Source organism: Kocuria sediminis (genome assembly GCF_009735315.1).
GTDB lineage: Bacteria > Actinomycetota > Actinomycetes > Actinomycetales > Micrococcaceae > Kocuria > Kocuria turfanensis.
The window spans coordinates 132,160-156,926 of the sequence record NZ_WOGU01000004.1 but is presented as its reverse complement, the minus strand read 5'-3'; the positions used below and the strand labels follow the sequence as shown (position 1 = coordinate 156,926).

Sequence of the window (24,767 nt, the reverse complement as noted above, 5' to 3'; positions counted from 1 at the left end):
GGCACGCGGGCCCCCGCTGTCGCGCGGCCGCGCCGCTGCCGTCGGTGCGGGCCCGGGTGCGGGTCCTGGTGCGCACCCGGTGCGGGCGGCGGAACGGGCCGGGCGCGGCGCCGTCCCGGGACGCCGGCCCGGGACGCCGACTCAGGGCAGCGAGGCGGCGGCGGCGGTGTAGGCCACGCCGATCAGCACGCCGATCAGCGCCCCGACCGCCGTCTGCGCCACGGTGTGGTCGCCGGTGCGCACCCGGGACAGGGCCACCAGGACCGGGACCGGGGCGGCGAGCGGCACGGCCCACGGGGCGGTCAGGGCGCCCAGGCCCACGGCCCAGCACGCCGCCATCGCCACGTGGGCGGAGACCTTCCAGCGCAGCGTCACGGCCAGCAGCACCAGCAGGCCCAGCAGCACGAACGCGGTGGTCACGGGCACGAGCACCGGGGCCCCCAGCCGCAGCTGAGCCGCCACCACCAGGGCGGTGAGCACGCCCGTGGCGGCGTAGACGGGCAGCCGCTGCGCCCGGGAGCGCACGAAGTGCCCGTCCACCCGCCCGCGGCGGGCGAGGACGCGCAGCACGAGCATCGGCAGCGACGCGACGAGCGCCGCCGTGCCGAGCCCCCACAGGGCCCCCGTCCACCCGGCGGCCCGCCACCCGGCGACCACCAGGAGGCACAGCACCAGCGGGGCGGGCGCGAACACCTCCGCCACCAGGGTGGCGGGTCGCACCCGCACGGGTGCGGGGGCCGCGGGGAACGTCATGGCACGAGGGTATCCGGCACCCCGCGCCGTCCCGCGCCTGTGGTGGACTGGGCCCATGCGCATCGTTCTGCAACGGGTGACCCGGGCCGCCGTGACCGTCGAGGGCTCGGTGGTGGGCCGGATCGAGGAGCCCGGGCTGGTCGCCCTGGTGGGCGTCACCCACGACGACGACGCCGCCACCGCGGCGAGGCTGGCCGAGCGCACCTGGCACCTGCGGCTGCTGGAGGGCGAGCGCTCCTGCGCGGAGCGCGGGGCCCCGGTGCTGGCGATCAGCCAGTTCACCCTCTACGGCGACGCCCGCCGGGGCCGGCGCCCCTCGTGGTCGGCCGCCGCGCCCGGAGCGGTCTCGGAGCCGCTGTTCGACGCCTACGTGCACGCGCTGCGCGAGCTCGGCGCGCACGTGGAGACCGGCCGGTTCGGGGCGCGGATGCAGGTGGAGCTGGTCAACGACGGCCCGGTCACCCTGGTCCTGGACAGCGCCGAGCTGGACCGGCCGCGGCGGGCCTGAGCACTGAGTCCCGCGCCGGCCGGGTCCGGAGCGACCGGGGGCACCGCGGACGGGTCCGGAGGAGCGCGTTCCCACCGGGCGCGGCCGAGCGCGGCGTGGGCAGGGGGCAGGCCCGGCCGTCGGGGACGGGGGCTACGCTGGACGGCGTGACCGGCTCCCTCTTCGACGACCTCGACCCCACCGGCTCCGGCGCGAGCGGGCCCCACGAGGAGGCCCCTCCCGGCCGGGCACGGCGGTCCCGCGGCCGCTCCCCGCTGGCGGTGCGGATGCGCCCGCGCAGCCTCGACGAGATCGTCGGCCAGCAGCACCTGCTCCGCCCCGGGTCCCCGCTGCGGGTGCTGGCGGGGGAGGACCGCGGCCCGGCCGGGCCGTCGTCGATCATCCTCTGGGGCCCTCCGGGCACCGGCAAGACCACCCTGGCCCACGTGATCGCCCGCGGGGTGTCCCGGAAGTTCGTGGAGCTGTCCGCCATCACCGCCGGGGTCAAGGACGTGCGCCGGGTGATGGACGAGGCGCTGACCGACCGGGACCTGCACGGGCGCACCACCGTGCTGTTCCTGGACGAGATCCACCGCTTCACCAAGGCCCAGCAGGACGCCCTGCTGCCCGGGGTGGAGAACCAGTGGGTGGTGCTGGTCGCGGCCACCACGGAGAACCCGTCGTTCTCCGTGATCTCCCCCCTGCTCTCGCGCTCGCTGCTGCTGACCCTGCAGCCGCTGCAGCGGGCCGACATCGCCGGGCTGCTGGAGCGCGCCGTCGCCGACCCCCGGGGGCTCAACGGGGAGGTGGAGCTGTCCGCGGAGGCGCGCGAGCACCTGCTGGACCTGTGCGGCGGGGACGCCCGCAAGGCCCTGACCTCCCTGGAGGCCGCCGCGGGCGTGGCCTTCTCGGAGCTGGACCGGGAGCCGGACCGGGAGCCGGGCGGGGAGCCGGGCCGGGAGCACGCGGACGGCACCACGGTCCCCGTGATCACCCGCGAGCACGCGGAGGAGGCCCTGGACCGCGCGGCCGTGCGCTACGACAAGAACGGGGACCAGCACTACGACGTGGTCAGCGCCTTCATCAAGTCGATCCGCGGCTCCGACGTCGACGCCGCCATGCACTACCTCGCCCGGATGCTCGAGGCCGGGGAGGACCCGCGGTTCATCGCCCGCCGGCTCATCATCTCCGCCTCGGAGGACATCGGCACCGCCGACCCCACCGCCCTGCAGACCGCGGTGGCCGCCGCCGACGCCGTCCAGCTCATCGGCATGCCGGAGGGACGGATCCCGCTGGCCCAGGCCGTCGCCCACCTCGCCACGGCGCCGAAGTCCAACGCCGCCTACACCGCGATCAACGAGGCGGTCGCCGACGTCCGCGCCGGCCGGGCCGGTCCGGTGCCGCTGCACCTGCGCGACGCCCACTACCCGGGAGCCGGTCAGCTGGGCCACGGCCGGGACTACGTGTACTCCCATGACGAGCCCAACGGCGTGGCCGCCCAGCAGTACCCGCCCGACGAGCTCGTGGGCACCGACTACTACCGGCCCGTCGACCGGGGGCGGGAGCGTCAGATCGCCCAGCAGCTGGAGGTGCTGCGCAGCATCGTCCGGGGCCGGTGACCGCCCACCGGCGGCCCCTCACCGGCCGAACAGGTGGCGCACCACCGAGGCCGCCGTGCGCTCGTCGATGACCAGGTCCGTGACCACCCCGGCCCGCAGGGCCCCCACCACGCCCGGCACCTTGTGGTCCCCGGCCACCACGCACAGCCGGCGCGGGATCCGCCGCAGCTCCATCGGCGTGGGCCCGCTGGCCCGGCGGTTGAGGTCCAGGTCGGCGTAGGTCCCGTCCTCGCGCAGGAAGACCGTGCACACGTCCCCGACCACCCGCTGCGCCGCCAGCTCCCGGAAGTCCTCGTCCGAGAGATAGCCGTTGCTGTACACCTGGGAGATCATCGGCCCGCGGAACGCCCCCACGCTGAACACCGCCAGGTCCGCGCCGTTGCGCGCCGTCAGGACCCGGCGCACCGAGGACTCCTGCCACATCAGCATCCGGGTCTGCACGTTGTCGAAGAACGCGGGAGTGGGGAAGGGCAGCAGCGCCGCCCCGAACGCCGTCGACATCCGGCCCAGCAGCGCCGAGGACTGCGCCGCCCCCGGGGAGCGGGCGCTGAACGCGCCGTTCATCTGCACCACGAGGGTGTCGCGCGTCGTCTTGGGGTGCAGGTGGCCGGCGATCGCGGAGGTCGTCGTGCCCCACGCGACCGCCAGCGTCATCCCGTCCCCGAACCACTCCCCGAGCAGCCCCGCGGCCGAGCGCGCCACCGACTCCAGCCGCTGCGGATCCGTGGCCCCCCGCGGGGTGCCCGTCACGTGCACCGTGACCCCGAAGGCCTCCCGCAGCCGGTGGGACAGGTCGTGTCCGGCGTCCGGGGGAGCGGAGAGGCTGATCCGCACGATGCCCCGGTCCCGCGCCGCCTGCAGCATCCGCGAGACCGTGGGGCGGGAGACGCCGAAGCGGTCCGCCACCGCCTCCATGGTCATGCCTTGCACGTAGTACAGCTCGGCCGCGTGGTGGAGCTCGGCATCACCGTGCACTGTTACGTCCCTTCCCTGCACGTACGTTCATTCCATTTGAGCATAGGTGCACTACCCCGCAGAGTGTGAAGCAGACCACAGCACAGCCCCACGATCCGTCCGAAAGGCTCTCCACCATGGCCCATCCCACCCTGTCCCCCGCCGCACGGGACCACGCGCTCGCCGAGTTCGCGGACGGCCCCGAGCTGGACGTCCTGGTCGTGGGCGGCGGCATCACCGGCGCCGGCATCGCCCTCGACGCCGTGACCCGCGGCCTGCGCACCGGCATCGTCGAGGCCCAGGACTGGGCCGGCGGCACGTCCCAGTGGTCCTCCAAGCTCGTCCACGGCGGGCTGCGCTATCTCCAGCAGCTCGACTTCAAGCTCGTCTCCGAGGCGCTGCGGGAGCGCGAGCTGCTGCTGGACTTCCTCGCGCCCCACCTCGTGAAGCCCGTGCCCTTCCTGTACCCGCTGACCCACCGCTTCTGGGAGCGGCCCTACGTGACCGCCGGGATCGGCCTCTACGACGCCCTGGCCCACATCGGCGCCAAGGTCGCGACCCTGCCCTACCAGCGGCACTACGGCTTCAAGGGCGTCCAGCGGGTCTTCCCCGACGTCAAGCCCGGGTCCATGGTCGGTGCCGTGAAGTACTGGGACGGCCAGGTGGACGACGCCCGCCTCGTCGTGACCATCGTGCGCACCGCCGTGCGCTACGGCGCGCTGGCCGCCAACCGGACCCGGGCGGTGGCGTTCCCGAAGGACGAGTCCGGCCGCGTGATCGGGGCCACCGTCCAGGACCTCGAGACGGGTGAGGAGCGCACCGTCCGGGCGAAGACCGTCATCGCCGCCACCGGGGTGTGGACGGAGCAGACCCAGGACCTGGCCCACGCCGAGGGCGGGCTGAAGGTGCTCGCCTCCAAGGGCATCCACATCATCGTGCCGCGGGAGCGGATCCGCGGCGAGAGCGGGCTGATCCTGCAGACCGAGAAGTCCGTGCTGTTCATCATCCCGTGGGCGCGGTACTGGATCATCGGCACGACCGACACCCCCTACCACCAGGACCTCGTGAACCCGGTGGCCACCGCGGAGGACATCGACTACGTCATCGACCACGCCAACGTGGTCCTGGACCGCCCGCTCACCCGCGAGGACGTCATCGGCACCTACGCCGGGCTGCGGCCGCTGCTGCAGCCGGGCACGAAGAAGGGCGGCGGGGACGAGCAGTCCACGAAGATCTCCCGCGAGCACACCGTCACGGAGGTCGCCCCCGGGCTGATCACGATCGCCGGCGGCAAGCTCACCACCTACCGGGTGATGGCCGAGGACGCCGTGGACCTGGCCCTGGGCCAGGAGCGGGCCAAGGCCGTGCCCTCGGTCACGGACCGCACGCCCCTGCTGGGCGCCGAGGGCTACCTGGCGCTGAGCCGCCAGGCAGGGAACCTGGGCGCGCGGTACGACTGGAACGAGGAACGGGTGCAGCACCTGCTCGGCCGCTACGGGTCGGCGATCACCGAGATCACCGAGCTCGTGGAGGACCGCCCCGACCTCGGCCGCCCGCTGGAGGGCGCCCCGGCCTACCTCCGGGCGGAGATCGTCCACGCCTGCACCCACGAGGGCGCGCTGCACCTGGAGGACCTCTACGACACCCGCACCCGGCTCACCTGGGAGCAGGCGCGCCACGGGCTGGACGCGGTCGAGGAGATCGCCGACCTCGCGGCCGAGGCCCTCGGCTGGGACGAACGCCGGCGCGCGGCGGAGGTCGAGGCCTACCGGGCCCGCTGCCAGGCGGAGGACGCGGCCGCGGCCGCCCCCGACGAGTCCACCGCCGCGGCGGCCCGGGCCGCCGCACCCGACGTGCTCGAGCTCGTGCGCCCGTCCGGCGACTGAGACCGCTCCACCAGACACCACCTCTCCACCCCGGCCCGCCCGACGGGCGGGCCGGTCCGTCCCACCCACCGAGGAGTCGCAGTGCTGTCCATGTCCAACGTCCTGGCCCAGACCGTGGTGCCATCCGTTCCCATCCCGCTCTCCACCGTCTTCTGGTCCGAGGTCGCCGGCACCGCGATGCTGCTGCTGCTCGGCTGCGGTGTCGTCGCCAACGCCGTGCTGCCGAGGACCAAGGGCCTCGGCGGCGGGTTCCTGATGATCAACTTCGGCTGGGGCCTGGCCGTGTTCGCCGGTGTGTTCGTGGCCTACCAGTCCGGGGCCCACCTCAACCCCGCCGTGACCGTGGGCCTGTGGGCCAGCGGCGCCGAGGAGTACGCCCCCGGCGTGGCCGTCACCGCGGTCAGCACGCTCGTCTACTTCGCCGCCGAGCTGCTCGGCGGCATCCTGGGCGCTGTCCTGGCGTTCCTGGCCTACAAGAAGCACTTCGACGAGGACATCGACGACGAGGTCCTCGGGGAGACCAAGCTCGCCGTGTTCTCCACCGGACCCGCGGTGCGCTCCTACGGCTGGAACCTGGTCACCGAGATCATCGGCACCTTCGTCCTCGTCGCGGTGATCCTGCTCTTCGGCAACACCCCCTCGGAGCTCGGCCCGCTGGCCGTGGCCCTGCTCGTGGTCGGCATCGGCGCCAGCCTCGGCGGGCCCACGGGCTACGCCATCAACCCCGCCCGTGACCTCGGCCCGCGCATCGCCCACGCACTCCTGCCGATCCGCGGCAAGGGCGGAAGCGACTGGGGCTACGCCTGGGTCCCGGTCCTGGGGCCGATCCTCGGCGCCCTGCTCGCCGGTGGGTTCTACCAGCTCTACTCGAACCCGCCGGCCTGATCCGGCCACCGCACCCGACCGACCCGCAGCACACCACAACGAAGTGAGGTACGACCCGTGAGCACCGAACCGCAGCACGTCATGGCCATCGACCAGGGCACCACCAGCACCCGCGCGATCATCTTCGACCACCGGGGCACCATCGTCAGCACCGGCCAGCTCGAGCACGAGCAGATCTTCCCGCGGGCCGGCTGGGTGGAGCACGACCCGATGGAGATCTGGCGCAACGTCCGCAAGGTCGTCGCCGACGCCGAGGCCTCCGCCGAGATCGGCGCCCGGGACCTGGCCGCGGTGGGCATCACCAACCAGCGCGAGACCACCGTGGTCTGGGACCGCACCACCGGCGAGCCCGTCTACAACGCCATCGTCTGGCAGGACACCCGGACCCAGAAGATCGTCGAGGAGCTCGGCGGGGACGCCGGCCCCGACCGCTATAAGGACCGGGTGGGGCTGCCGCTGGCCAGCTACTTCTCGGGTCCGAAGGTCAAGTGGATCCTGGACAACGTGGACGGTGCCCGGGAGCGTGCCGAGCGCGGGGACCTGCTGATGGGCAACACCGACGCCTGGCTGGTGTGGAACATGACCGGCGGCGTGGACGGCGGGGTGCACGTCACCGACGTCACCAACGCCTCGCGCACCATGCTGATGAACCTGGAGACCCTCGACTGGAACGAGGAGATCTGCGCCGACATGGGCATCCCCCTGTCGATGCTGCCCCAGATCCGCTCCTCCTCCGAGGTCTACGGCAAGGGCCGCACCCGCGGCTTCCTCAAGGACGTGCCCATCGCCGGCATCCTGGGCGACCAGCAGGCCGCGATGTTCGGGCAGGCCTGCTTCGAGAAGGGCATGGGCAAGAACACCTACGGCACGGGCAGCTTCGTGCTGATGAACGTGGGCACCGAGGTGGTGCACTCCCAGAACGGCCTGCTGAGCACCGTGTGCTACAAGATCGGCGACCAGGACGCCGTCTACGCCCTGGAGGGCTCGATCGCGGTGACCGGGTCCCTGGTCCAGTGGCTGCGCGACAACCTGGGGATCATCTCCTCCGCGCCGCAGGTCGAGTCCCTGGCCGCGTCGGTCGAGGACAACGGCGGGGCCTACTTCGTCCCGGCCTTCAGCGGGCTGTTCGCCCCGTACTGGCGCCCGGACGCCCGCGGCGCCCTCGTGGGGCTGACCCGCTACGTGAACAAGGGCCACATCGCCCGGGCCGCCCTGGAGGCCACGGCCTACCAGTCCCGCGAGGTGGTCGAGGCGATGAACGCCGACGCCGGGGTGGACATCACCGAGCTCAAGGTGGACGGCGGGATGACCGCCAACGAGCTGCTCATGCAGTTCCAGGCGGACCAGCTCGGGGTGCCCGTGATCCGCCCCCAGGTCACCGAGACCACGGCGCTCGGCGCCGCCTACGCCGCCGGCATCGCGGTGGGCTTCTGGTCCGGGACGGAGGAGGTCACCGCGAACTGGGCCGAGGACAAGCGCTGGGAGCCGCAGGTGGACGACGCCGAGCGCGGGCGGCTGTTCCGCAACTGGCAGAAGGCCGTGACCAAGACCTTCGACTGGGTGGACGAGGACGTCGACTGAGCCCCGCCGCCACGGCGGGCGCGCCGCGGGCCCGTGCACGCTATACTGGACCGTCGGCCGGCAAGGCCCGTGCCCCCGAACGTCCGGCGCACCGCTTCAACCACGGTGCGCGGCGCGCGGCCACGGCGCTTGTAGGACCGGAGGATTGCGGCTGATCCTCACCTCTCCGGCGGGACCGATCCCGTCCTCGGAGGCCGGACCGAACAGAACACGCTTCCCCCGCACCGCACCCCGGACGGGGGAGAGCACCGCATTGTGAAAGGTAAACGTGGCTAACAACACGCGTGCGCGCCGTCAGGTGCGCAAGTCCCGCGCCCTCGGGATCGCCCTGACCCCGAAGGCCGAGAAGTACTTCGAGCGCCGTCCCTACGGCCCCGGTGAGCACGGCCGTGCCCGTCGCAAGGCCGACTCGGACTACGCCGTCCGTCTGCGCGAGAAGCAGCGTCTCCGCGCGCAGTACAACATCCGCGAGAAGCAGATGCACATCGCCTACGTGGAGGCCAAGCGCCAGGAGGGGCAGACCGGTGAGAACCTGGTCGCCCTGCTGGAGTCCCGCCTCGACGCCCTGGTGCTGCGCTCCGGCTTCGCCCGGACCATGGCCCAGGCCCGCCAGATGGTCGTGCACCGCCACATCATGGTGGACGGCCAGCGGGTGGACCGCCCCTCCTACAGCGTGAAGGAGGGCCAGCTCATCCACGTGCACCCCAAGTCCGAGAAGATGGCGCCCTTCCAGGTCGCTGCCGCCGGCGCGCACCAGGCCGTGCTGCCCGACACCCCGGGCTACCTCGACGTCTCGATCGAGAAGCTGCAGGCCAAGCTGGTGCGCAAGCCCAAGCGCGCCGAGGTCCCCGTGACCTGCGAGGAGCAGCTCGTGGTGGAGTACTACGCCCGCATGGCCTGATCCCTGCGGGCTCCTGCCCCGGCACCGCCGGGACAGGGCCTCACCGGCGGAGAGCCCGCGGCGCCAGCGCCGCGGGCTCTTCCGTTCGGTACAGTTGATCCCCGGGCACCGCACCGGTGCCCGCGCCGCACGCCCGGGGCGGTCCCGCCGCCCCGTCCCCCTCGGACCCGACCAGCAAGGAGAGCGCCGCCCCATGACCGGTGGAGAAATCGCAGGACTGCTCGCCGCGGGGGTGTTCGCCGTGCTGGTGCTCCTGCTGGCCGTGCCGATCCTCAAGCTCGGCAGGGTCTTCGACGAGCTGCGGCTGACGATCCGCTCGCTCAACAACGAGACCGTCCCGCTGATCGACGAGGTCACCCGCACCGTGTCGACCACGAACTCCCAGCTCGAGAAGGTCGACGGCATCACGACCAACGTCTCCGACGCCTCCGCCAACGTCTCGGCGCTGTCCTCCCTGGTGGCCTCCACCGTGGGCCAGCCGCTGATCAAGGTCGCGGCGTTCTCCCACGGCGTGCGCCGCGCGTTCACCGGCGACGCCGCCCCCCAGGGCGCGCACCGGGCCGAGCGCTTCGGCCCCGCCGACGGGGCCGGCCGCGCCGCGGGGACCGACGCGCCGGGGGAGGACCGGCCATGAGCTTCTGGGGCAAGATCGCCCTCGTGGCCGCCGGCGGCCTGCTCGGGGCCGCCGCCACGCGGATCCCCCGCACCCCCGGCCGGGACCTCTCGGTCCCCGGGGCGCCCGGGGCGGGACGCACCCCGCGGTCCGGCGACTGGCGCTCCCGGCTCTACCGCTTCGCCGCCGCCGTCCGGGCGGGGATGGACGAGCGGGAGGCCGAGCTGCGCGAGTCCTTCGGCGTGCGCGCCCCCGGGCCGCGGCCCTCCCGCCTGACCGGCGGCACGGCGGCCCCGCAGGTGCTCGACGGCACCGCGGCCCCGCAGGAGGGCCGCGCCCCGGCGGAGCCCACCGCCCCCTCGACACCCCCCTCGACCCACCGCGAAGGAAAGCACCGGTAATGCTCTCTCAGGAAATCACCAAGCGCTGGCTGGACTACTTCGAAGGCCAGGGCCACACCGTGGTGCCCTCCGCCTCGCTGATCTCCACCCAGCCCGGTGCCATGTTCACGATCGCCGGCATGGTGCCGTTCATCCCGTACTTCCTCGGCCAGGAGACGGCCCCCTACCGGCGGGCCACGTCCATCCAGAAGTGCATCCGCACCCTCGACATCGACGAGGTCGGCAAGACCGCCCGCCACGGCACGTTCTTCCAGATGGCCGGCAACTTCTCCTTCGGCGACTACTTCAAGGAGCGCGCCATCCCCATGGCGTGGGAGCTGCTCACCAGCCCGCTCGAGAAGGGCGGCTTCGGCCTCGACCCCGAGCGGCTGTGGGTGACCGTCTACGAGGGCGACGAGGAGTCCTACGCCCTGTGGAAGGACACCGTGGGCGTGCCCGCCGAGCGGATCCAGCGGATGGGCCGCGACGAGAACTACTGGGACACCGGCCAGCCCGGCCCCGCGGGCCCGGACTCCGAGATCTTCTACGACCGCGGCCCCCGCTACGGCAAGGAGGGCGGCCCGGCGGTCGACGACGACCGCTACATCGAGATCTGGAACCTCGTGTTCATGCAGTACCAGCGCGGCGAGGGGACCGGCAAGGACTACGAGATCCTCGGCGACCTGCCGGAGCAGAACATCGACACCGGACTGGGCGTCGAGCGCCTGGCCATGCTGCTGCAGGGCGTGGAGAACTTCTACGAGACCGACCAGGTCCGCCCGGTGCTCGACAAGGCCGCCGAGCTGTCCGGGAAGCGGTACCACGGGTCCGAGAAGCCGGGGGAGGAGGGCTACGACGACGACGTGCGGATGCGCGTGGTCGCCGACCACGTCCGGTCCTCGCTGATGCTCATCGCCGACGGCGTCACCCCGTCCAACGAGGGCCGCGGCTACATCCTGCGCCGCCTGCTGCGCCGGGCGATCCGCGCGATGCGCCTGATGGGCGTCACCGAGCCCTGCCTGCCCGTGCTGCTGCCCGCCTCCCGGGACGCCATGCAGGGCGTGTACCCCTACGTGGGCGAGGACTTCGAGCGCATCTCCCGGATCGCCTACGCCGAGGAGAAGGCGTTCCTGAAGACCATCGAGTCCGGCACCACGCGCCTGAACGAGGCCGTGGCCGGGGCCAAGCGGCAGGGCCAGGCGGTCTCCGGGGCCGAGGCCTTCGCCCTGCACGACACCTACGGCTTCCCGATCGACCTGACCCTCGAGATGGCCGCCGAGGCCGGGGTCGCCGTCGACGAGACCGCCTTCCGCGGGCTCATGGAGGAGCAGCGCCGCCGCGCCCAGCAGGACGCGCGCGCCAAGAAGGGCGCCCACGCCGACCTCTCGGTGTTCCGCCGGCTGGTCGACGAGGGGGGCTCCGTCTTCACCGGCTACGACCGGCTCCGCGGCGAGACGGTCCTGCGCGCCCTCCTGCAGGACGGGGTGACCGTGCCCGCCGCCTCGGCGGGCGCCGCCGTCGAGGTCGTCCTCGACGAGACCCCGTTCTACGCGGAGGCGGGCGGCCAGGCCGCCGACCGGGGCACGATCACCGGCGACGGGTTCGTGCTCGACGTCACCGACGTGCAGCAGCCGGTGAAGGGCCTGTCCGTGCACAAGGCCGTCGTGCGCGAGGGCGAGGTGGTCTCCGGCAGCACGGTGCTCGCGCAGGTGGACGTGGCCCGCCGGCGCGCCGCCGAGGCCGCCCACTCCGGCACCCACATCGTCCACGCCGCCCTGCACGACATCCTCGGCCCGGAGGCGGTGCAGCGCGGGTCCTTCAACAAGGAGGGCTACCTGCGCTTCGACTTCGCCTGGGGCGAGGGCCTGCAGGAGGCCCAGCGCCAGGAGATCGAGGAGGTGTCCAACGCCGCGATCCACGAGAACTACGAGGTCGTGACCCAGGAGATGGCCCTCGCCGAGGCCAAGGCCATGGGCGCCACCTCCCTGTTCGGGGAGAAGTACGGGGACCGCGTGCGGGTGGTCGAGATGAACGGACCGTGGTCCCGCGAGCTCTGCGGCGGCACCCACGTGGGCAGCACCGCCCAGATCGGCTCGCTCACCCTGCTCACCGAGCAGTCGGTGGGCTCGGGCAACCGCCGCGTGGAGGCGCTGGTGGGCCTGGACTCCTTCCGGCACCTGGCCGCCGAGCGCACCCTGGTGCACCAGCTCACCGACATGCTGAAGGTGCAGAGCTCCGCCGAGCTGCCGGAGCGGCTCGCCGCGACCCTCGACAAGCTCAAGGCCGCGGAGAAGGAGCTGGCCGGCCTGCGCCGCGAGAAGCTCCAGGCCCAGGCCGGCGCGCTGCTGGACGACGCCCGGCGGATCGGCCCGGTCACCGCGCTCGTGCACGACGCCGGTGAGGTGGCCGGCGCCGACGACGTCCGCGCCCTCGCCCTGGACCTGCGCGGCCGCCTCGGCCGGACCGCCGCGGTCGTCGCGGTGGCCGGTGTGGCCAAGGGCCGCCCGCTGGTCCTGGTCGCCACCACCGAGGAGGCGCGCGAGGCCGGGGTCAAGGCCGGCCGTCTGGTGCGCACCGCCGCGCAGGTCCTCGGCGGCGGCGGCGGCGGCAAGGACGACATCGCCCAGGGCGGCGGGCAGGACGCCTCGCAGATCGGGGCGGCGCTCGACGCGGTGCTGGCCGAGGTCACCCGCGCGACAGGCGGCGCCGCCGCGTGAGCGACGACTACGTGCGGGGCCGCAGGATCGGGGTCGACGTCGGCCTGATCCGCGTCGGGGTCGCCCTCAGCGACCCCGACGGCATCCTCGCGACCCCGCTGACCACGCTGCAGCGGGACCCCCGGAAGGGCTTCGACGTGAAGCTCCTGGCCGGGCTGGTGCAGGAACACGGGGCGGTGGGCGTCTACGTGGGCCTGCCGCGCAGCCTGGACGGCGGGGAGAACGCCTCGACCGCGATGGCCCGCGACTACGCCGCCGCGCTCGTGCGGCGCCTGCGGGCCAAGGGCTGGGAGGTGCCGGTGCGGCTGGTCGACGAGCGGCTGAGCACCGTGGACGCCCACCGGGCCCTGCTCGAGGCCGGGGTCTCGCGCCGGGAGCACAAGGACAAGGTCGACCAGGTGGCCGCCGCCACCATCCTGCAGAGCGCGGTGGACCGGGCCCGGTCCACCGGCGTCGAGCCCGGCGCGCCGGTGGATCCGCCCGGGCCCGGCCCGGTGCGGGCCACTGTGACGGAAGATGTCGCGCATAATGGTGGAGACCTCGACGCGGACGGTCCTGTCGCGGAGCACCCCGGGCGCGCCTCCACCCACCCCCGGGGCACCGCCGAGGACACCGCCGGACCGCCCCACCGGGCGCGGACGGAACCGTTGACGACCACCGATCCGGACGGAGAGCATTCGTGAGCGACGACCCGTACGACCAGTCGGCGCCCCGCCGCCCCGAGACCGCCCGCGAGTCCTCCGGCTCGGGCGGCCTGGGCAGCCTGTTGGACGCCCCGTCGTCGCGGGAGCCCTCCACGGGCCTGCGCGGCGTCTTCGAGCACGAGGAGCTCACCCCCGAGCAGGTCAAGCGCCGGCGCCGCCGCGGCCGGGTCTCGCTGACCACCGCCATCGCCCTGTTCCTGCTGGCCGGGCTGATCACCGTGTCCGTGCTGGCCTCCACCTTCGGCTGGTTCGAGGTGCGCGACTACCGCGGCGACGGCAAGGACCCGGTGACCTTCGCGGTCAGCGAGGGCGCCACCACGGGCCAGGTCGCCGTGGCCCTCGAGCAGCAGGGCATCGTCGCCGACGCCGAGACCTTCCTGGAGAGCTTCCAGGAGGAGCACTCCGGGGAGTTCATCCAGCCGGGCGAGTACGAGCTGCGCACCGAGATGAGCTCGGAGTCCGTCGTCGGCGCGCTCATGGAGGAGGACGAGGCCACCCACTACGCGGCCATCGACCAGACCCAGCGCATGTCCGACGTCTTCGGCGTCCTCAGCGAGTCCACCGGCATCCCGGTCGAGGAGTTCGAGGCCTACGAGGAGGACACCGAGACCTTCGGCATCCCCGCCCGCTTCCCGACCCTCGAGGGCTGGCTGCACCCGGGGGAGTACCGGTTCCCGCTCGACGCCAGCGCCGAGGAGGTCCTGCGCTCGATGGTGGACCGCACCCGCGCGACGCTCGACGACAACGGGATCACCGAGGACGACGAGATCTTCGAGGTGCTCACCATCGGCTCGATCATCGAGTTCGAGGTCCAACCCGAGCACTACGACGTCGTGGCCGGGGCCATCGAGAACCGCCTGCAGAACCCCGACGGGGAGACCTCCGGGTTCATCCAGTCCGACGCCTCGGTGACCTACGGCCTCGGCCGGAAGAGCTACGACTTCTCCGAGGAGGAGCGCCGCGACGAGTCCAACCGGTACAACACCTTCGCCAACCCGGGGCTGCCGGTCGGGCCGATCGGCTCCCCGGGGGACGCCGCGATCAAGGCGGCCGCCGACCCCGAGGAGACCGGCTACTACTTCTGGGTGACCGTCGACCTGGAGACCGGCGAGACCAAGTTCGCCGAGACCTACGCGGAGCACCTGGAGAACGTCGAGGAGTACAACCAGTGGTGCAGCGAGAACGAGGGCCGGTGCGGGTGATCCCCGCCCGCGCCGCCGTGGTGGGCCACCCCATCGGGCACTCGCGCTCCCCGGACCTGCACCGGGCCGCGTACGCGGTGCTCGGCGAGGCCGTCGACTACGGTGCCCACGACCTCGTCGAGGAACAGCTGCCGGCGTTCGTCGACGCCCGCCGGGGCGACCCCGCCTGGCGCGGGCTGTCGGTGACCATGCCCCTGAAGTCGGCGGCCGCCGCGTGCGCCGACGAGCTCACGGAGCTGGGCGAGGCCGTCGGTGTGGTCAACACCCTGGTCTTCCGCCCCGACGGCACGGTCCTGGGGCACAACACGGACGTCGCCGGGATCGTGGACGCGGTGCGCTCCGCCGGGCCCGTGCCCGCGGCGCCCCGGGCCGCGGTCCTCGGCGGCGGCGGGACCGCCACGGCCGCCGTGGCCGCCGCCGGACGCCTGGGCGCCCCCGCCGTCGACGTCTTCGTGCGCTCCGCCGCCCGGGCCGGGCGCGCGGTGGAGGCCGGACGCCGGCTCGGGGTCCCGGTGCGGCTGCGGGAGTGGGACGAGGCCCCCGCGGCCCTGCCCGGCTACGACGTCGTCGTCTCCACCCTGCCCCCGCACGGGGCGGACGAGCTCGCCCGGGACGCGGCCCGGCTGTCCCCGGTCACCACGGGCGTCCTCCTGGACGCCGCCTACGACCCGTGGCCGTCGGCGATCGCACGCACCTGGGCGCAGGCCGGGGGAGCGGTGGCCCCGGGGATCGATATGCTGATCTTCCAGGCGGTGGACCAGATCCGCCTGTTCACCGGCCGCGACCCGGGCACACCCCTGCCCCGCGAGCAGGACGTGATCGCGGCGCTGTGCACGGCGGTGGGCCGGCCCGTCCGCGGCGTCCCGCCCCTGCCGGCCTCCTGACCCCTGGCGGCAGGACGCGCCCTCCGGGTGCGGTCCGCCGCCGAGACCACGAACGGAAAAGAGTTGCTATGTTGCGTTGGCTCACGGCCGGCGAGTCCCACGGCGAGGCGCTCGTCGGGATCATCGAGGGCGTGCCGGCGGGAGTGTCCCTGACCAGTCAGGACATCCGCGACGCCCTGGCCCGGCGCCGGCTCGGCTACGGGCGCGGGGCCCGGATGAAGTTCGAGCAGGACGAGGTGCGCCTGCTCGCCGGGGTGCGCCACGGCGTGACCCAGGGCGGGCCGGTGGCCATCGAGATCGCCAACACCGAGTGGCCCAAGTGGCGCGAGGTCATGTCGGCCGACCCGGTGGACCCGGCGGTGCTGGACGGGCGCGCCCGCAACGCCCCCCTGACCCGCCCCCGTCCCGGCCACGCCGACCTCACCGGGATGCAGAAGTACGGCTTCGACGAGGCCCGTCCCGTCCTGGAGCGGGCCAGCGCCCGCGAGACCGCCACCCGGGTGGCCCTGGGCGCGGTGGCCGCGAAGCTGCTCGAGGCCCTCGGGGTGCGTCTCGTCTCCCACACGACCGCGGTCGGGGCGGTGAGCGCCCCGGTGGACGCCCCGCGCCCGCTGCCCGGGGACGTCGCCGCCCTCGACGCCGATCCGCTGCGCTGCCACGACCCCGCCACCGCGGAGGCGATGATGGCGGCCGTGGACGCCGCGCACAAGCAGGGCGAGACCCTCGGCGGCGTCGTGGAGGTCCTCGCCTACGGCCTGCCGCCCGGACTGGGCTCCTACGTGCACTGGGACCGCCGGCTGGACTCGCGCCTGGCCGGGGCGCTCATGGGCATCCAGGCCATCAAGGGCGTGGAGGTAGGGGACGGCTTCCTGACCGCCGCGCGGCCGGGCTCCGCGGCCCACGACGAGATCGCCCGCGGCGCGGACGGCCTCGTGCGCCGGGCGAGCAACCGGGCGGGCGGGATCGAGGGCGGCATGTCGATCGGCGACGTGCTGCGGGTCCGGGCGGCCATGAAGCCCATCGCCACCGTCCCCAAGGCCCTGCGCACCGTCGACGTCGCCACCGGCGAGGCGGCCCGCGCCCACCACCAGCGCTCCGACGTCTGCGCCGTGCCCGCCGCCGGCGTCGTGGCCGAGGCGATGGTCGCCCTCGTGCTCGCCGACGCCGTGACGGAGAAGTTCGGCGGGGACTCCGTCGCCGAGCTGGTCCGCAACAAGGACGCCTACCTCGCGGCGATCCCCGGATCCCTCGCCTCCGCGGGCGAGCTCGGCGTCCTCGACGACGACGTGGCCGCGACCGCCGGGGACCACATGGGCGATCCCCTGGTCGCTCCGGCCGAGACGCCCGCCGACCCCCCGGCGGGCGCCGAGGGAGGGCGCGCGTGAACGCGCAGTTCCCGGCCCCCGCCGACGCCGCGCCGGCGCCGCAGCGGCCCGTGGTCCTGATCGGGCCCATGGCCGCCGGCAAGTCGTTCCTGGCCCTGCACATGTCCAAGTTCTACGGCTACGACTTCGTGGACGCGGACCAGCTGATCGTCTCCCGCCACGGGGTGATCTCGACGATCTTCCGCGAGCACGGTGAGAAGTACTTCCGCGACCTCGAGGCGGACACCGTCGCGGAGGTCCTGCGCGACCCCGACCACGCCAACGCGATCTTCTCCGTGGGCGGCGGCGCCCCCATGACCCCGTCGGTGCGGCAGATGCTGCGCGCCGAGCTCGTGGCCTACCTCGAGGTGGACGCCGAGACGGTGCTGCCCCGGATCAGCGGCAGCCGCACCCGCCCCATGCTCCAGCCCGACCCGGAGCGGCGCTGGCAGGAGCTCTACGAGTCCCGGCGCGCCTGCTACGAGGAGCTCGCCGACATCCGGCTCGACGGGACCCGCAACCGCCCCGTCGCCGAGATCGGCGCGGACCTCGAGGAGGCCCTTGTCCGGCTGCGCGCCCAGCGCACCGGCCGGGGCGCCCCCGCGACCGACCGACCCGCCACCGACCGACCCGCCACCGACCGACCCGCCACCGACCAGGAGGCCCAGGCATGAGCGAGCCCGCTCCCGGCACCGTCACGACCATTTCCGTCACCGGCACCGGACCGGCCGACGCCTACGACGTCCTCGTGGGGCACGGCCTGCTCGGGGAGGTCCCCCGGGTGCTGGGGGACCGGGTCCAGCGGGTGCTCGTCATCCACCCGCGGGCGCTGCGCAGCACCGGCGACGTGGTGATGGAGGAGCTGCGCGCCCAGGGCTACCAGGCCTTCACCGCCGAGATCCCCGACGCCGAGGAGGGCAAGCACATCCAGGTGGCGTCCTTCTGCTGGCAGGTTCTGGGCCAGAACGACTTCACCCGCTCCGACGCGATCGTCTCCGTGGGCGGGGGAGCGGTCTCCGACCTCGCCGGCTTCGTGGCAGCGACCTGGCTGCGCGGCGTGCGCGTGGTGCACGTGCCCACGACCCTGCTCGGCATGGTCGACGCCGCCGTCGGGGGCAAGACCGGCATCAACACCGCCGAGGGCAAGAACCTCGTGGGCGCCTTCCACCCGCCCGCGGCCGTGCTGTGCGACCTCGACACGCTCCGGACGCTGCCGGAGAACGAGCTGCTCACCGGCATGGCCGAGGTGGTCAAGTGCGGCTTCATCGCCGACGAGCGGATCCTGGAGCTGATCGAGGCGAACCCGGAGGCGGTGCGCGACGGGCAGTCCGCGGTGGTCCGCGAGCTCGTGGAGCGCGCCGTCCGGGTGAAGGCGGAGGTCGTCTCCGGGGACCTGCGCGAGGCCGGACGCCGCGAGATGCTCAACTACGGGCACACGCTCGGCCACGCCATCGAGCACAACGAGCGCTACCAGTGGCGCCACGGCGCGGCCGTGGCGGTCGGGATGGTCTTCGCCGCCGAGCTCGCCCGGACCGCCGGCACCCTCGCCGACGACGTCGTCGAGCGCCACCGCAGCATCCTGGCGGCCCTGGGCCTGCCCACCACCTACCGCTGGGACCAGTGGCCGCGGCTGCTGGAGGTCATGAAGCGGGACAAGAAGACCCGGGGCAGCCTGCTCCGGTTCGTGGTGCTGGACGCCGTGGGCCGGCCGCGGATCCTCGAGGTCCCCGACCAGGCGATCCTCTTCGCGACCTACCAGGAGATCGCCGAGGGCGCGCCCAGCTAGACTGGTCGGCGGTCCGGGGCGACACCCTCCGGCCCCACCGACCTGCCGACCGCGCGGACCGACCGACGCGCACCGACCGACGCGGACTGACTAGAGAGAGAACCTGTGGCTACCACCAACGACATCAAGAACGGCACCGTGCTCAAGCTCGAGGGCAACCTGTGGAACGTCATCGAGTTCCAGCACGTCAAGCCGGGCAAGGGCGGGGCGTTCGTGCGCACCAAGCTGCGTAACGTGACCTCCGGCAAGGTGGTCGACAAGACCTTCAACGCCGGCGCCAAGGTCGAGACGGCCACCGTGGACCGCAGCGAGTACCAGTACCTGTACCAGGACGGCGCCGACTACGTCTTCATGGACAACAAGACCTACGACCAGATCACCGTCCCCGGTGAGGTCGTCGGCGACGCCGCCAACTTCATGCTCGAGAACCTCAACGCGACGATTGCCATGTACGAGGGCGCCCCGCTCTACATCGAGCTGCCCGCGTCCGTGGTCCTGGAGATCACCTACACCGAGCCGGGCCTGCAGGGCGACCGCTCCACCGGCGGCACCAAGCCCGCCACCGTGGAGACCGGCTACCAGATCCAGGTGCCCCTGTTCCTCGAGCAGGGCACGAAGGTCAAGGTCGACACCCGCACGGGTGACTACCTGGGCCGCGTCAACGAGTGAGCGCCCGGGGCAAGGCGCGCCGCCGCGCCGTGGAGATCCTCTTCGAGGCCGAGCAGCGCGGGGAGGACGCCCGTGAGGTCATGGAGCGGCGCCGGCTGCACAGCGACGCACTCGTCTCCCCGTACGCCGAGGAGCTGGTGCTCGGCGTGACCATGCGCCGCGGCGAGCTCGACGAGTACCTCGAGACCTACTCCCAGGGCTGGACGCTGGAGCGGATGCCCGCCGTGGACCGCAACGTCCTGCGCGTGGGGGCCTGGGAGCTGCTGTTCAACGACGACGTCCCCGACGGCGTGGCCGTGGCCGAGTCCGTGAGCCTGGCCAAGGACCTCGGCGGGGACGACTCCCCGCGCTTCGTCAACGGCCTGCTCGGCCGGCTGCAGAAGATGAAGCCGACCCTGCTCGGCTGAGCCCGGCCCCGCCGCCGACCGGCACCCCGCCCCGCCCGGATCCCCGGGCCGGGCGGGGTGTCCGTCGTCGCGGGCCCTGACCGGGTCGCCCCGGCGCGCTACGATCCTGGCAGGACGAGCAGGGAGGGCTGCCATGACGGCTCCGGCGCTCCGCCTGCGGGGCCTGTCGAAGCACTACGGTCCTGTCGCGGCCGTGCAGGAGGTCGACCTCGAGGTGCGGGCAGGGGAGATCTACGCGCTGCTGGGGCTCAACGGCGCGGGGAAGACCACGCTGATGCGGATGGTCCTGGGCATGGTGCGTCCCGGTGCCGGCTCGGTCACCGTCCTGGGCCGCGGGCCCCGGGAGCGCCCGGCCCGGGCGGGGACGGGCTACCTGGTGGAGGCGGCCACCGCCTATCCGGAGCTGACCGTGCGCGAGAACCTGGAGGTCGCCCGGCGGCTGCACCGGGTGCGGGCCACGCACGCGGTCGGGGACGCGGTGGAGCTCCTCGGCCTCGGAGAGCACGCCGACCGCCGCGCCCGCGAGCTCTCCCAGGGCAACCGGCAGCGACTGGCCCTGGCCCGGGCGGTGCTGCACCGGCCGTCCGTGCTGGTGCTCGACGAGCCGGTGAACGGCCTGGACCCGGCCGGGGTGGTGGAGGTCCGCACCCTCCTGACGGACCTGGCCCGCCGGCACGGGACCACGGTCCTGCTCTCCAGCCACCTGCTGGGCGAGGTCGCCCGCCTGGCCACCCGGGTGGGGGTGCTGCACCGGGGCAGGTTGCTGGAGGAGTTCCCCACCGGCTCCCTGCCCGAGCGGGTGCACCGCCACCTGGAGCTCACCACGCGCGACGACGACCGGGCCGTGGACGTCCTGGCCGCCGCCGGCTTCCCCGCCCGGCGCCGGGCGGGAACGGTCGTGCTCGCCGGGGACCGGGCGACGAGCCGACCGGAGGACGTGGCGGCCGCGCTCGTGCACGGCGGGGTGGCCCTCACCGGGCTCACGGAGGTCCGGGAGGACCTCGAGAGCCACTTCCTGCGCCTGGTGCAGGCGCCCCCCGGGGCGCCCGGAGCCGGGGAGGGACCCCGTGCGCGGTGACCTGGCCGCGGCCGTGCACGCGGAGGCCCTCAAGCTGCGCCGCTCCCGGGTGCCCTGGGCCACCGCGGGAGCCACAGTGCTGATCGGACTGGTCGGGGCCTTCTTCATGTACGTGCTCGAGGACCCGGAACGGGCCCGGACGCTGGGACTGCTCGGGGCCAAGGCCCAGCTGGCGGGCGGCACCGCCGACTGGCCCGGCTACTTCTCCCTGGCCGCCCAGACGGTCGCCGTGGGCGGGCTGCTGATCTTCGGCACCGCGGCCATCTGGCTCTTCGGCCGGGAGTTCTCGGACCGGACCGTCACCGACCTGCTGGCCGTGCCCACCTCCCGCACGGCCGTGGTGCTGGCCAAGCTGACCCTGGGCCTCGTCTGGTGCGCGCTGCTCACGCTGCTCCTCGTCGCGCTCGTCCTGGTCCTGGGCGCGCTGCTCGGGCTGCCCGGCTGGTCCTCGGAGACGGCGGCCCGCGGCGCCGGGACGGTGCTGGGCACCGGCCTGCTGACCGCGGGGCTGGCGGCCGGCTACGGTCTCGCGGCCAGTGTGGGACGCGGCTACCTGCCCGCCGTCGGCGTGCTGTTCCTGACCGTCCTGCTGGCCCAGGTGCTGGCTGCCGTCGGGCACGGCAGGTGGTTCCCGTGGGCGGTCCCGGCCCTGCTGGCGGGGGCTGCCGGGCCTGCTCAGGCCGGTGTCGGCTGGGTCGGCCTCCTGGGCGTCGGGCTCGTGGGCCTCGGCTCGGCCGCCGCCACCGCGCTCTGGTGGGAGCGGGCCGACCACCGGTAGCACCGCCCCTCGGTGTCGAGGGGCGGTGCTACCGGTGGTCGGCCCGCCTGTGAGACGGCCCACGTCAGGGCCGGTGCGCGGGGGCAGGCGGCCCGCCGGCCCCGGTGCGCTGTGCTAGTTTGGGGCGAGCAAGCAACCTTTAAGTCCGTCCTGTGAGGCGGGGAAGGAGGCGGCACCATGATCGACGACAACCCCGCGGCAGGTCCCTCGACGGGACCCTCGCCCGCGCGCGTCATCCTCTCGGCAGCCGACATCGACCGCGCGCTCACGCGCATCGCCCACGAGATCCTCGAGGCCAACAAGGGCAGCTCGGACCTCGTCCTGCTCGGCATCCCGCGCCGCGGCTATCCGCTGGCCCAGCGGATCGCCGCCAAGATCGCCGCGACCGACCCCGGCTTCGACGCCGCCGCCAGCCTCGGCCAGCTCGACGTGACGATGTTCCGCGACGACCTGCGCAAGAACCCCGCCCGCGCCCCGCAGCCCACCCGCATCCCGGTGCAGGGCATCGACGGGCGCACCGTCGTGCTCGTCGACGACGTCCTGTACTCCGGGCGCACCGTGCGCGCCGCCCTCGACGCCCTCGTCGACGTCGGCCGGCCCCGCGTGGTCCGCCTCGCCGTGCTGGTGGACCGCGGCCACCGGGAGCTGCCCATCCGCGCCGACCACGTGGGCAAGAACCTGCCCACCTCCTCCCAGGAGAAGGTCCGGGTCCGCCTCGCCGAGACCGACCCCGACCCGCGGCCGGCCGAGCACGCCGACTGCGTGGTCATCGAGACCTCCGTGCCGGCGGTCCGCGCATGAGGCACCTGCTGTCCACCCGGGACCTCTCCCGCGCCGCCGCCCTGACCGTGCTCGACACCGCCGACCAGATGGCCGAGGTGGGCCACCGGTCGGTGAAGAAGCTGCCGGCGCTGCGCGGACGCACCGTGGTCAACCTCTTCTTCGAGGACTCGACCCGCACCCGGATCTCCTTCGAGACGGCCGCCAAGCGGCTCTCCGCGGACGTCATCAACTTCTCCGCCAAGGGCTCCTCCGTCTCCAAGGGCGAGTCGCTGAAGGACACCGCCCAGACGCTGGCGGCGATGAGCGCCGACGCGGTGGTCATCCGGCACTCGGCCTCGGGCTCCCCGCAGCAGCTGGCCGCCTCGGACTGGATCGACGCCGCGGTGGTCAACGCCGGCGACGGCACGCACGAGCACCCCACCCAGGCCTTGCTCGACGCCATGACGCTGCGCCAGCACCGGGCCCGCACCGAGGGCCGGGAGAGCACCCGCGGGCTCGACCTCGAGGGCATGCACGTGGTGATCGTCGGCGACGTCCTGCACTCCCGCGTCGCCCGCTCCGACCTCTGGCTGTTCACCACCCTCGGCGCCCGGGTCACGTTCGTGGCCCCGCCCACGCTGCTGCCGGTGGGCATCGCCGACTGGCCGTGCGAGGTCGTCTACTCCCTCGACCAGGCGCTGGACCCGGCCCCGGACGCGGTGATGATGCTGCGCGTGCAGCGCGAGCGGATGCACGCCGCCTTCTTCCCCACCACCCAGGAGTACGCCCGCGAGTGGGGCCTGACCCCCGAGCGCGTCGCGGCGCTGGACGCCGCCGGGGCGCCCACGGCGATCATGCACCCGGGGCCGATGAACCGCGGCCTGGAGATCTCCTCCGCCGCGGCCGACTCCCCGCGCTCCACGGTCCTGGACCAGGTCCGCAACGGCGTCTCCGTGCGGATGTCGGTGCTCTACCTGCTGCTGGCCGGCGACGACCTCGACGCCCCCTCCACCCCCGCATCCCCAGGAGTTCTCATCCCATGACCTCGTACCTCATCCAGGGCGCCCGGCCGTACGGCGAGCAGCCGGCCGACCTCCTCGTCGAGGACGGCCTGATCCGGCGCGTGGGCCCCGGCGCCGCCGCCCCGGACGGCCTGCAGGTCGTCGACGGCACCGGGCTGGTGGCCCTGCCCGGGCTCGTGGACATCCACACCCACCTGCGCGAGCCCGGCCGCGAGGACGCCGAGACGGTGCAGACGGGCACCCGGGCCGCCGCGCTGGGGGGCTACACCGCCGTGTTCGCCATGGCCAACTCCGACCCCGTGGCCGACACCGCCGGGGTCGTCGAGCAGGTCCACGAGCTGGGCCGGGCCGCCGGCTGGGTGGACGTGCGCCCGGTCGGCGCCGTGACCGTGGGCCTGCAGGGCGAGCGGCTGTCGGAGATCAAGGCGATGGCCGACTCCCGCGCCGCGGTGCGGGTCTTCTCCGACGACGGCATGTGCGTGCACGACCCGGTGCTGATGCGCCGGGCCCTGGAGTACGTCAAAGGCTTCGACGGCGTCGTGGCCCAGCACGCGCAGGAGCCGCGGCTCACGGAGGGCGCCCAGATGAACGAGGGCGCCGTGTCCGCCGAGCTGGGGCTGACCGGCTGGCCGGCGGTGGCCGAGGAGGCCATCATCGCCCGCGACGTGCTGCTCGCCGAGCACGTGGGTTCCCGGGTGCACATCTGCCACCTCTCCACCAAGGGCTCCGTGGACATCGTGCGCTGGGCCAAGCAGCGCGGCATCGACGTCACCGCCGAGGCCACCCCCCACCACCTGCTGCTCACCGACGAGCGGGTCCGCAGCTTCGACCCCGTGTTCAAGGTCAACCCGCCGCTGCGCACCGACGAGGACGTGCACGCCCTGCGGGCGGCCGTGGCCGACGGCACCATCGACGTCATCGGCACCGACCACGCCCCGCACCCCGCCGAGGACAAGGAGTGCGAGTGGTCGTGCGCGGCCAACGGCATGACCGGGCTGGAGACCGCCCTGTCCGTGGTGCAGCACACCCTCGTGGACACGGGCCTGCTGACCTGGCGCGACGTCGCCCGGATCACCTCCGCGACCCCGGCCCGGATCGGCCGACTGACCGATCAGGGCCGGCCCCTCGCGGAGGGCGAGCCGGCGAACATCGTGCTGTGGGACCCGGCGGCGACCACCGTGGTCGACCCGGCCCGGCACGCCTCGAAGGGCCGCAACAGCCCCTACCGCGGGATGGAGCTGCCCGGCGCGGTGCGCGCCACGTTCTTCCGCGGCCACCCCACGGTGCTGGACGGCGCGCTGAACAGCCCCTCGCCGCGCGCCTGAGCCACCGCAC

General features: G+C 73.9%; 24 protein-coding genes. 22 read left to right on the top strand and 2 right to left on the bottom strand.

Annotated features, from left to right (window positions below):
* Positions 1-141: 141 nt before the first annotated feature.
* Positions 142-753 (bottom strand): phosphatase PAP2 family protein, encoded by a 612-nt coding sequence (locus tag GMA12_RS06395; protein WP_156268259.1) that lies wholly within the window; start codon positions 751-753, stop codon positions 142-144.
* A gap of 55 nt (positions 754-808) precedes the next feature.
* Here GMA12_RS06395 and dtd point away from each other — a divergent pair, with 55 nt between their 5' ends.
* Together dtd and GMA12_RS06385 are read left to right on the top strand one after the other, a co-directional pair.
* On the top strand, positions 809-1,261 hold the full coding sequence (gene dtd, locus GMA12_RS06390) for a D-aminoacyl-tRNA deacylase (RefSeq protein ID WP_156268257.1): 453 nt from the start codon (positions 809-811) through the stop codon (positions 1,259-1,261).
* A gap of 146 nt (positions 1,262-1,407) precedes the next feature.
* Entirely contained in the window at positions 1,408-2,859 is a 1,452-nt protein-coding gene (locus tag GMA12_RS06385) for a replication-associated recombination protein A (RefSeq protein ID WP_370830513.1), read from the top strand.
* An 18-nt stretch (positions 2,860-2,877) separates the two neighbouring features.
* Here the strand turns inward: GMA12_RS06385 and GMA12_RS06380 are convergent, their stop codons facing one another.
* On the bottom strand, positions 2,878-3,834 hold the full coding sequence (locus GMA12_RS06380; protein WP_162459562.1) for a sugar-binding transcriptional regulator: 957 nt from the start codon (positions 3,832-3,834) through the stop codon (positions 2,878-2,880).
* A gap of 116 nt (positions 3,835-3,950) precedes the next feature.
* On the opposite strand from GMA12_RS06380, the gene GMA12_RS06375 reads away from it, so the two are divergent.
* From GMA12_RS06375 to GMA12_RS06280, 20 genes are all read left to right on the top strand, one after another.
* Positions 3,951-5,699, top strand: a complete 1,749-nt coding sequence (locus GMA12_RS06375) for a glycerol-3-phosphate dehydrogenase/oxidase (protein ID WP_156268255.1) — start codon at positions 3,951-3,953, stop codon at positions 5,697-5,699.
* A gap of 90 nt (positions 5,700-5,789) precedes the next feature.
* The gene (locus GMA12_RS06370; RefSeq protein WP_156268509.1) at positions 5,790-6,584 is read left to right on the top strand and encodes an MIP/aquaporin family protein; all 795 of its coding nucleotides are present in this window, start codon (positions 5,790-5,792) and stop codon (positions 6,582-6,584) included.
* A gap of 57 nt (positions 6,585-6,641) precedes the next feature.
* Positions 6,642-8,165, top strand: coding sequence for a glycerol kinase GlpK (glpK, locus tag GMA12_RS06365; protein WP_261775409.1), 1,524 nt, complete (start codon positions 6,642-6,644; stop codon positions 8,163-8,165).
* A 268-nt stretch (positions 8,166-8,433) separates the two neighbouring features.
* Complete coding sequence (rpsD, locus tag GMA12_RS06360; protein WP_047803317.1) at positions 8,434-9,066, top strand: 30S ribosomal protein S4; 633 nt, start codon at positions 8,434-8,436, stop codon at positions 9,064-9,066.
* Positions 9,067-9,259: 193 nt separating this feature from the next.
* Entirely contained in the window at positions 9,260-9,700 is a 441-nt protein-coding gene (locus GMA12_RS06355) for a DUF948 domain-containing protein (protein ID WP_156268253.1), read from the top strand.
* Positions 9,697-10,080 (top strand): hypothetical protein, encoded by a 384-nt coding sequence (locus GMA12_RS06350; protein ID WP_156268251.1) that lies wholly within the window; start codon positions 9,697-9,699, stop codon positions 10,078-10,080. The genes GMA12_RS06355 and GMA12_RS06350 overlap by 4 nt, the downstream gene beginning before the upstream one ends.
* Positions 10,080-12,776, top strand: coding sequence for an alanine--tRNA ligase (alaS, locus tag GMA12_RS06345; RefSeq protein ID WP_156268249.1), 2,697 nt, complete (start codon positions 10,080-10,082; stop codon positions 12,774-12,776). Before GMA12_RS06350 ends, alaS begins: the two co-directional genes overlap by 1 nt.
* A complete protein-coding gene (gene ruvX / locus GMA12_RS06340; protein WP_162459561.1) occupies positions 12,773-13,459 on the top strand; it encodes a Holliday junction resolvase RuvX in 687 nt (228 codons plus the stop codon). The genes alaS and ruvX overlap by 4 nt, the downstream gene beginning before the upstream one ends.
* Positions 13,456-14,682 carry an endolytic transglycosylase MltG gene (gene mltG, locus GMA12_RS06335; RefSeq protein ID WP_162459560.1) on the top strand — a complete coding sequence of 409 codons (1,227 nt, stop codon included), beginning with the start codon at positions 13,456-13,458 and terminating at the stop codon, positions 14,680-14,682. Before ruvX ends, mltG begins: the two co-directional genes overlap by 4 nt.
* Positions 14,652-15,566: a shikimate dehydrogenase gene (locus tag GMA12_RS06330; RefSeq protein ID WP_206064646.1), complete on the top strand. Its 915-nt coding sequence runs from the start codon at positions 14,652-14,654 to the stop codon at positions 15,564-15,566. Before mltG ends, GMA12_RS06330 begins: the two co-directional genes overlap by 31 nt.
* Positions 15,567-15,634: 68 nt before the next feature.
* Positions 15,635-16,951, top strand: a complete 1,317-nt coding sequence (gene aroC / locus GMA12_RS06325; protein WP_156268245.1) for a chorismate synthase — start codon at positions 15,635-15,637, stop codon at positions 16,949-16,951.
* Positions 16,948-17,604 carry a shikimate kinase gene (locus tag GMA12_RS06320; RefSeq protein ID WP_162459559.1) on the top strand — a complete coding sequence of 219 codons (657 nt, stop codon included), beginning with the start codon at positions 16,948-16,950 and terminating at the stop codon, positions 17,602-17,604. Before aroC ends, GMA12_RS06320 begins: the two co-directional genes overlap by 4 nt.
* Positions 17,601-18,716, top strand: a complete 1,116-nt coding sequence (gene aroB / locus GMA12_RS06315; RefSeq protein ID WP_156268243.1) for a 3-dehydroquinate synthase — start codon at positions 17,601-17,603, stop codon at positions 18,714-18,716. The genes GMA12_RS06320 and aroB overlap by 4 nt, the downstream gene beginning before the upstream one ends.
* Before the next feature lie 105 nt (positions 18,717-18,821).
* Positions 18,822-19,385 carry an elongation factor P gene (gene efp / locus GMA12_RS06310; RefSeq protein WP_062734255.1) on the top strand — a complete coding sequence of 188 codons (564 nt, stop codon included), beginning with the start codon at positions 18,822-18,824 and terminating at the stop codon, positions 19,383-19,385.
* Positions 19,382-19,792 (top strand): transcription antitermination factor NusB, encoded by a 411-nt coding sequence (gene nusB, locus GMA12_RS06305; RefSeq protein ID WP_047803310.1) that lies wholly within the window; start codon positions 19,382-19,384, stop codon positions 19,790-19,792. The genes efp and nusB overlap by 4 nt, the downstream gene beginning before the upstream one ends.
* Positions 19,793-19,925: 133 nt before the next feature.
* Entirely contained in the window at positions 19,926-20,870 is a 945-nt protein-coding gene (locus tag GMA12_RS19240) for an ABC transporter ATP-binding protein (protein WP_156268241.1), read from the top strand.
* On the top strand, positions 20,860-21,648 hold the full coding sequence (locus GMA12_RS06295) for an ABC transporter permease (protein ID WP_206064645.1): 789 nt from the start codon (positions 20,860-20,862) through the stop codon (positions 21,646-21,648). The genes GMA12_RS19240 and GMA12_RS06295 overlap by 11 nt, the downstream gene beginning before the upstream one ends.
* A gap of 177 nt (positions 21,649-21,825) precedes the next feature.
* Positions 21,826-22,449, top strand: a complete 624-nt coding sequence (gene pyrR, locus GMA12_RS06290; protein WP_156268239.1) for a bifunctional pyr operon transcriptional regulator/uracil phosphoribosyltransferase PyrR — start codon at positions 21,826-21,828, stop codon at positions 22,447-22,449.
* Positions 22,446-23,453: an aspartate carbamoyltransferase catalytic subunit gene (locus GMA12_RS06285; protein WP_156268237.1), complete on the top strand. Its 1,008-nt coding sequence runs from the start codon at positions 22,446-22,448 to the stop codon at positions 23,451-23,453. The genes pyrR and GMA12_RS06285 overlap by 4 nt, the downstream gene beginning before the upstream one ends.
* Positions 23,450-24,757, top strand: coding sequence for a dihydroorotase (locus GMA12_RS06280; RefSeq protein ID WP_156268235.1), 1,308 nt, complete (start codon positions 23,450-23,452; stop codon positions 24,755-24,757). Before GMA12_RS06285 ends, GMA12_RS06280 begins: the two co-directional genes overlap by 4 nt.
* Positions 24,758-24,767 lie beyond the last annotated feature (10 nt).

What these genes read in the sequence shown, in the direction of transcription:
- GMA12_RS06350 (WP_156268251.1), top strand. Translation starts at nt 9,697, where the DNA reads ATGAGCTTCTGGGGCAAGATCGCCCTCGTGGCCGCCGGCGGCCTGCTC.
- GMA12_RS06355 (WP_156268253.1), top strand. Translation starts at nt 9,260, where the DNA reads ATGACCGGTGGAGAAATCGCAGGACTGCTCGCCGCGGGGGTGTTCGCC.
- GMA12_RS06370 (WP_156268509.1), top strand. Translation starts at nt 5,790, where the DNA reads ATGTCCAACGTCCTGGCCCAGACCGTGGTGCCATCCGTTCCCATCCCG.
- GMA12_RS06395 (WP_156268259.1), bottom strand. Translation starts at nt 753, where the DNA reads ATGACGTTCCCCGCGGCCCCCGCACCCGTGCGGGTGCGACCCGCCACC.
- aroB (WP_156268243.1), top strand. Translation starts at nt 17,601, where the DNA reads ATGAGCGAGCCCGCTCCCGGCACCGTCACGACCATTTCCGTCACCGGC.
- pyrR (WP_156268239.1), top strand. Translation starts at nt 21,826, where the DNA reads ATGATCGACGACAACCCCGCGGCAGGTCCCTCGACGGGACCCTCGCCC.
- GMA12_RS06285 (WP_156268237.1), top strand. Translation starts at nt 22,446, where the DNA reads ATGAGGCACCTGCTGTCCACCCGGGACCTCTCCCGCGCCGCCGCCCTG.
- GMA12_RS06280 (WP_156268235.1), top strand. Translation starts at nt 23,450, where the DNA reads ATGACCTCGTACCTCATCCAGGGCGCCCGGCCGTACGGCGAGCAGCCG.
- GMA12_RS19240 (WP_156268241.1), top strand. Translation starts at nt 19,926, where the DNA reads ATGACGGCTCCGGCGCTCCGCCTGCGGGGCCTGTCGAAGCACTACGGT.
- aroC (WP_156268245.1), top strand. Translation starts at nt 15,635, where the DNA reads ATGTTGCGTTGGCTCACGGCCGGCGAGTCCCACGGCGAGGCGCTCGTC.
- GMA12_RS06375 (WP_156268255.1), top strand. Translation starts at nt 3,951, where the DNA reads ATGGCCCATCCCACCCTGTCCCCCGCCGCACGGGACCACGCGCTCGCC.
- alaS (WP_156268249.1), top strand. Translation starts at nt 10,080, where the DNA reads ATGCTCTCTCAGGAAATCACCAAGCGCTGGCTGGACTACTTCGAAGGC.
- dtd (WP_156268257.1), top strand. Translation starts at nt 809, where the DNA reads ATGCGCATCGTTCTGCAACGGGTGACCCGGGCCGCCGTGACCGTCGAG.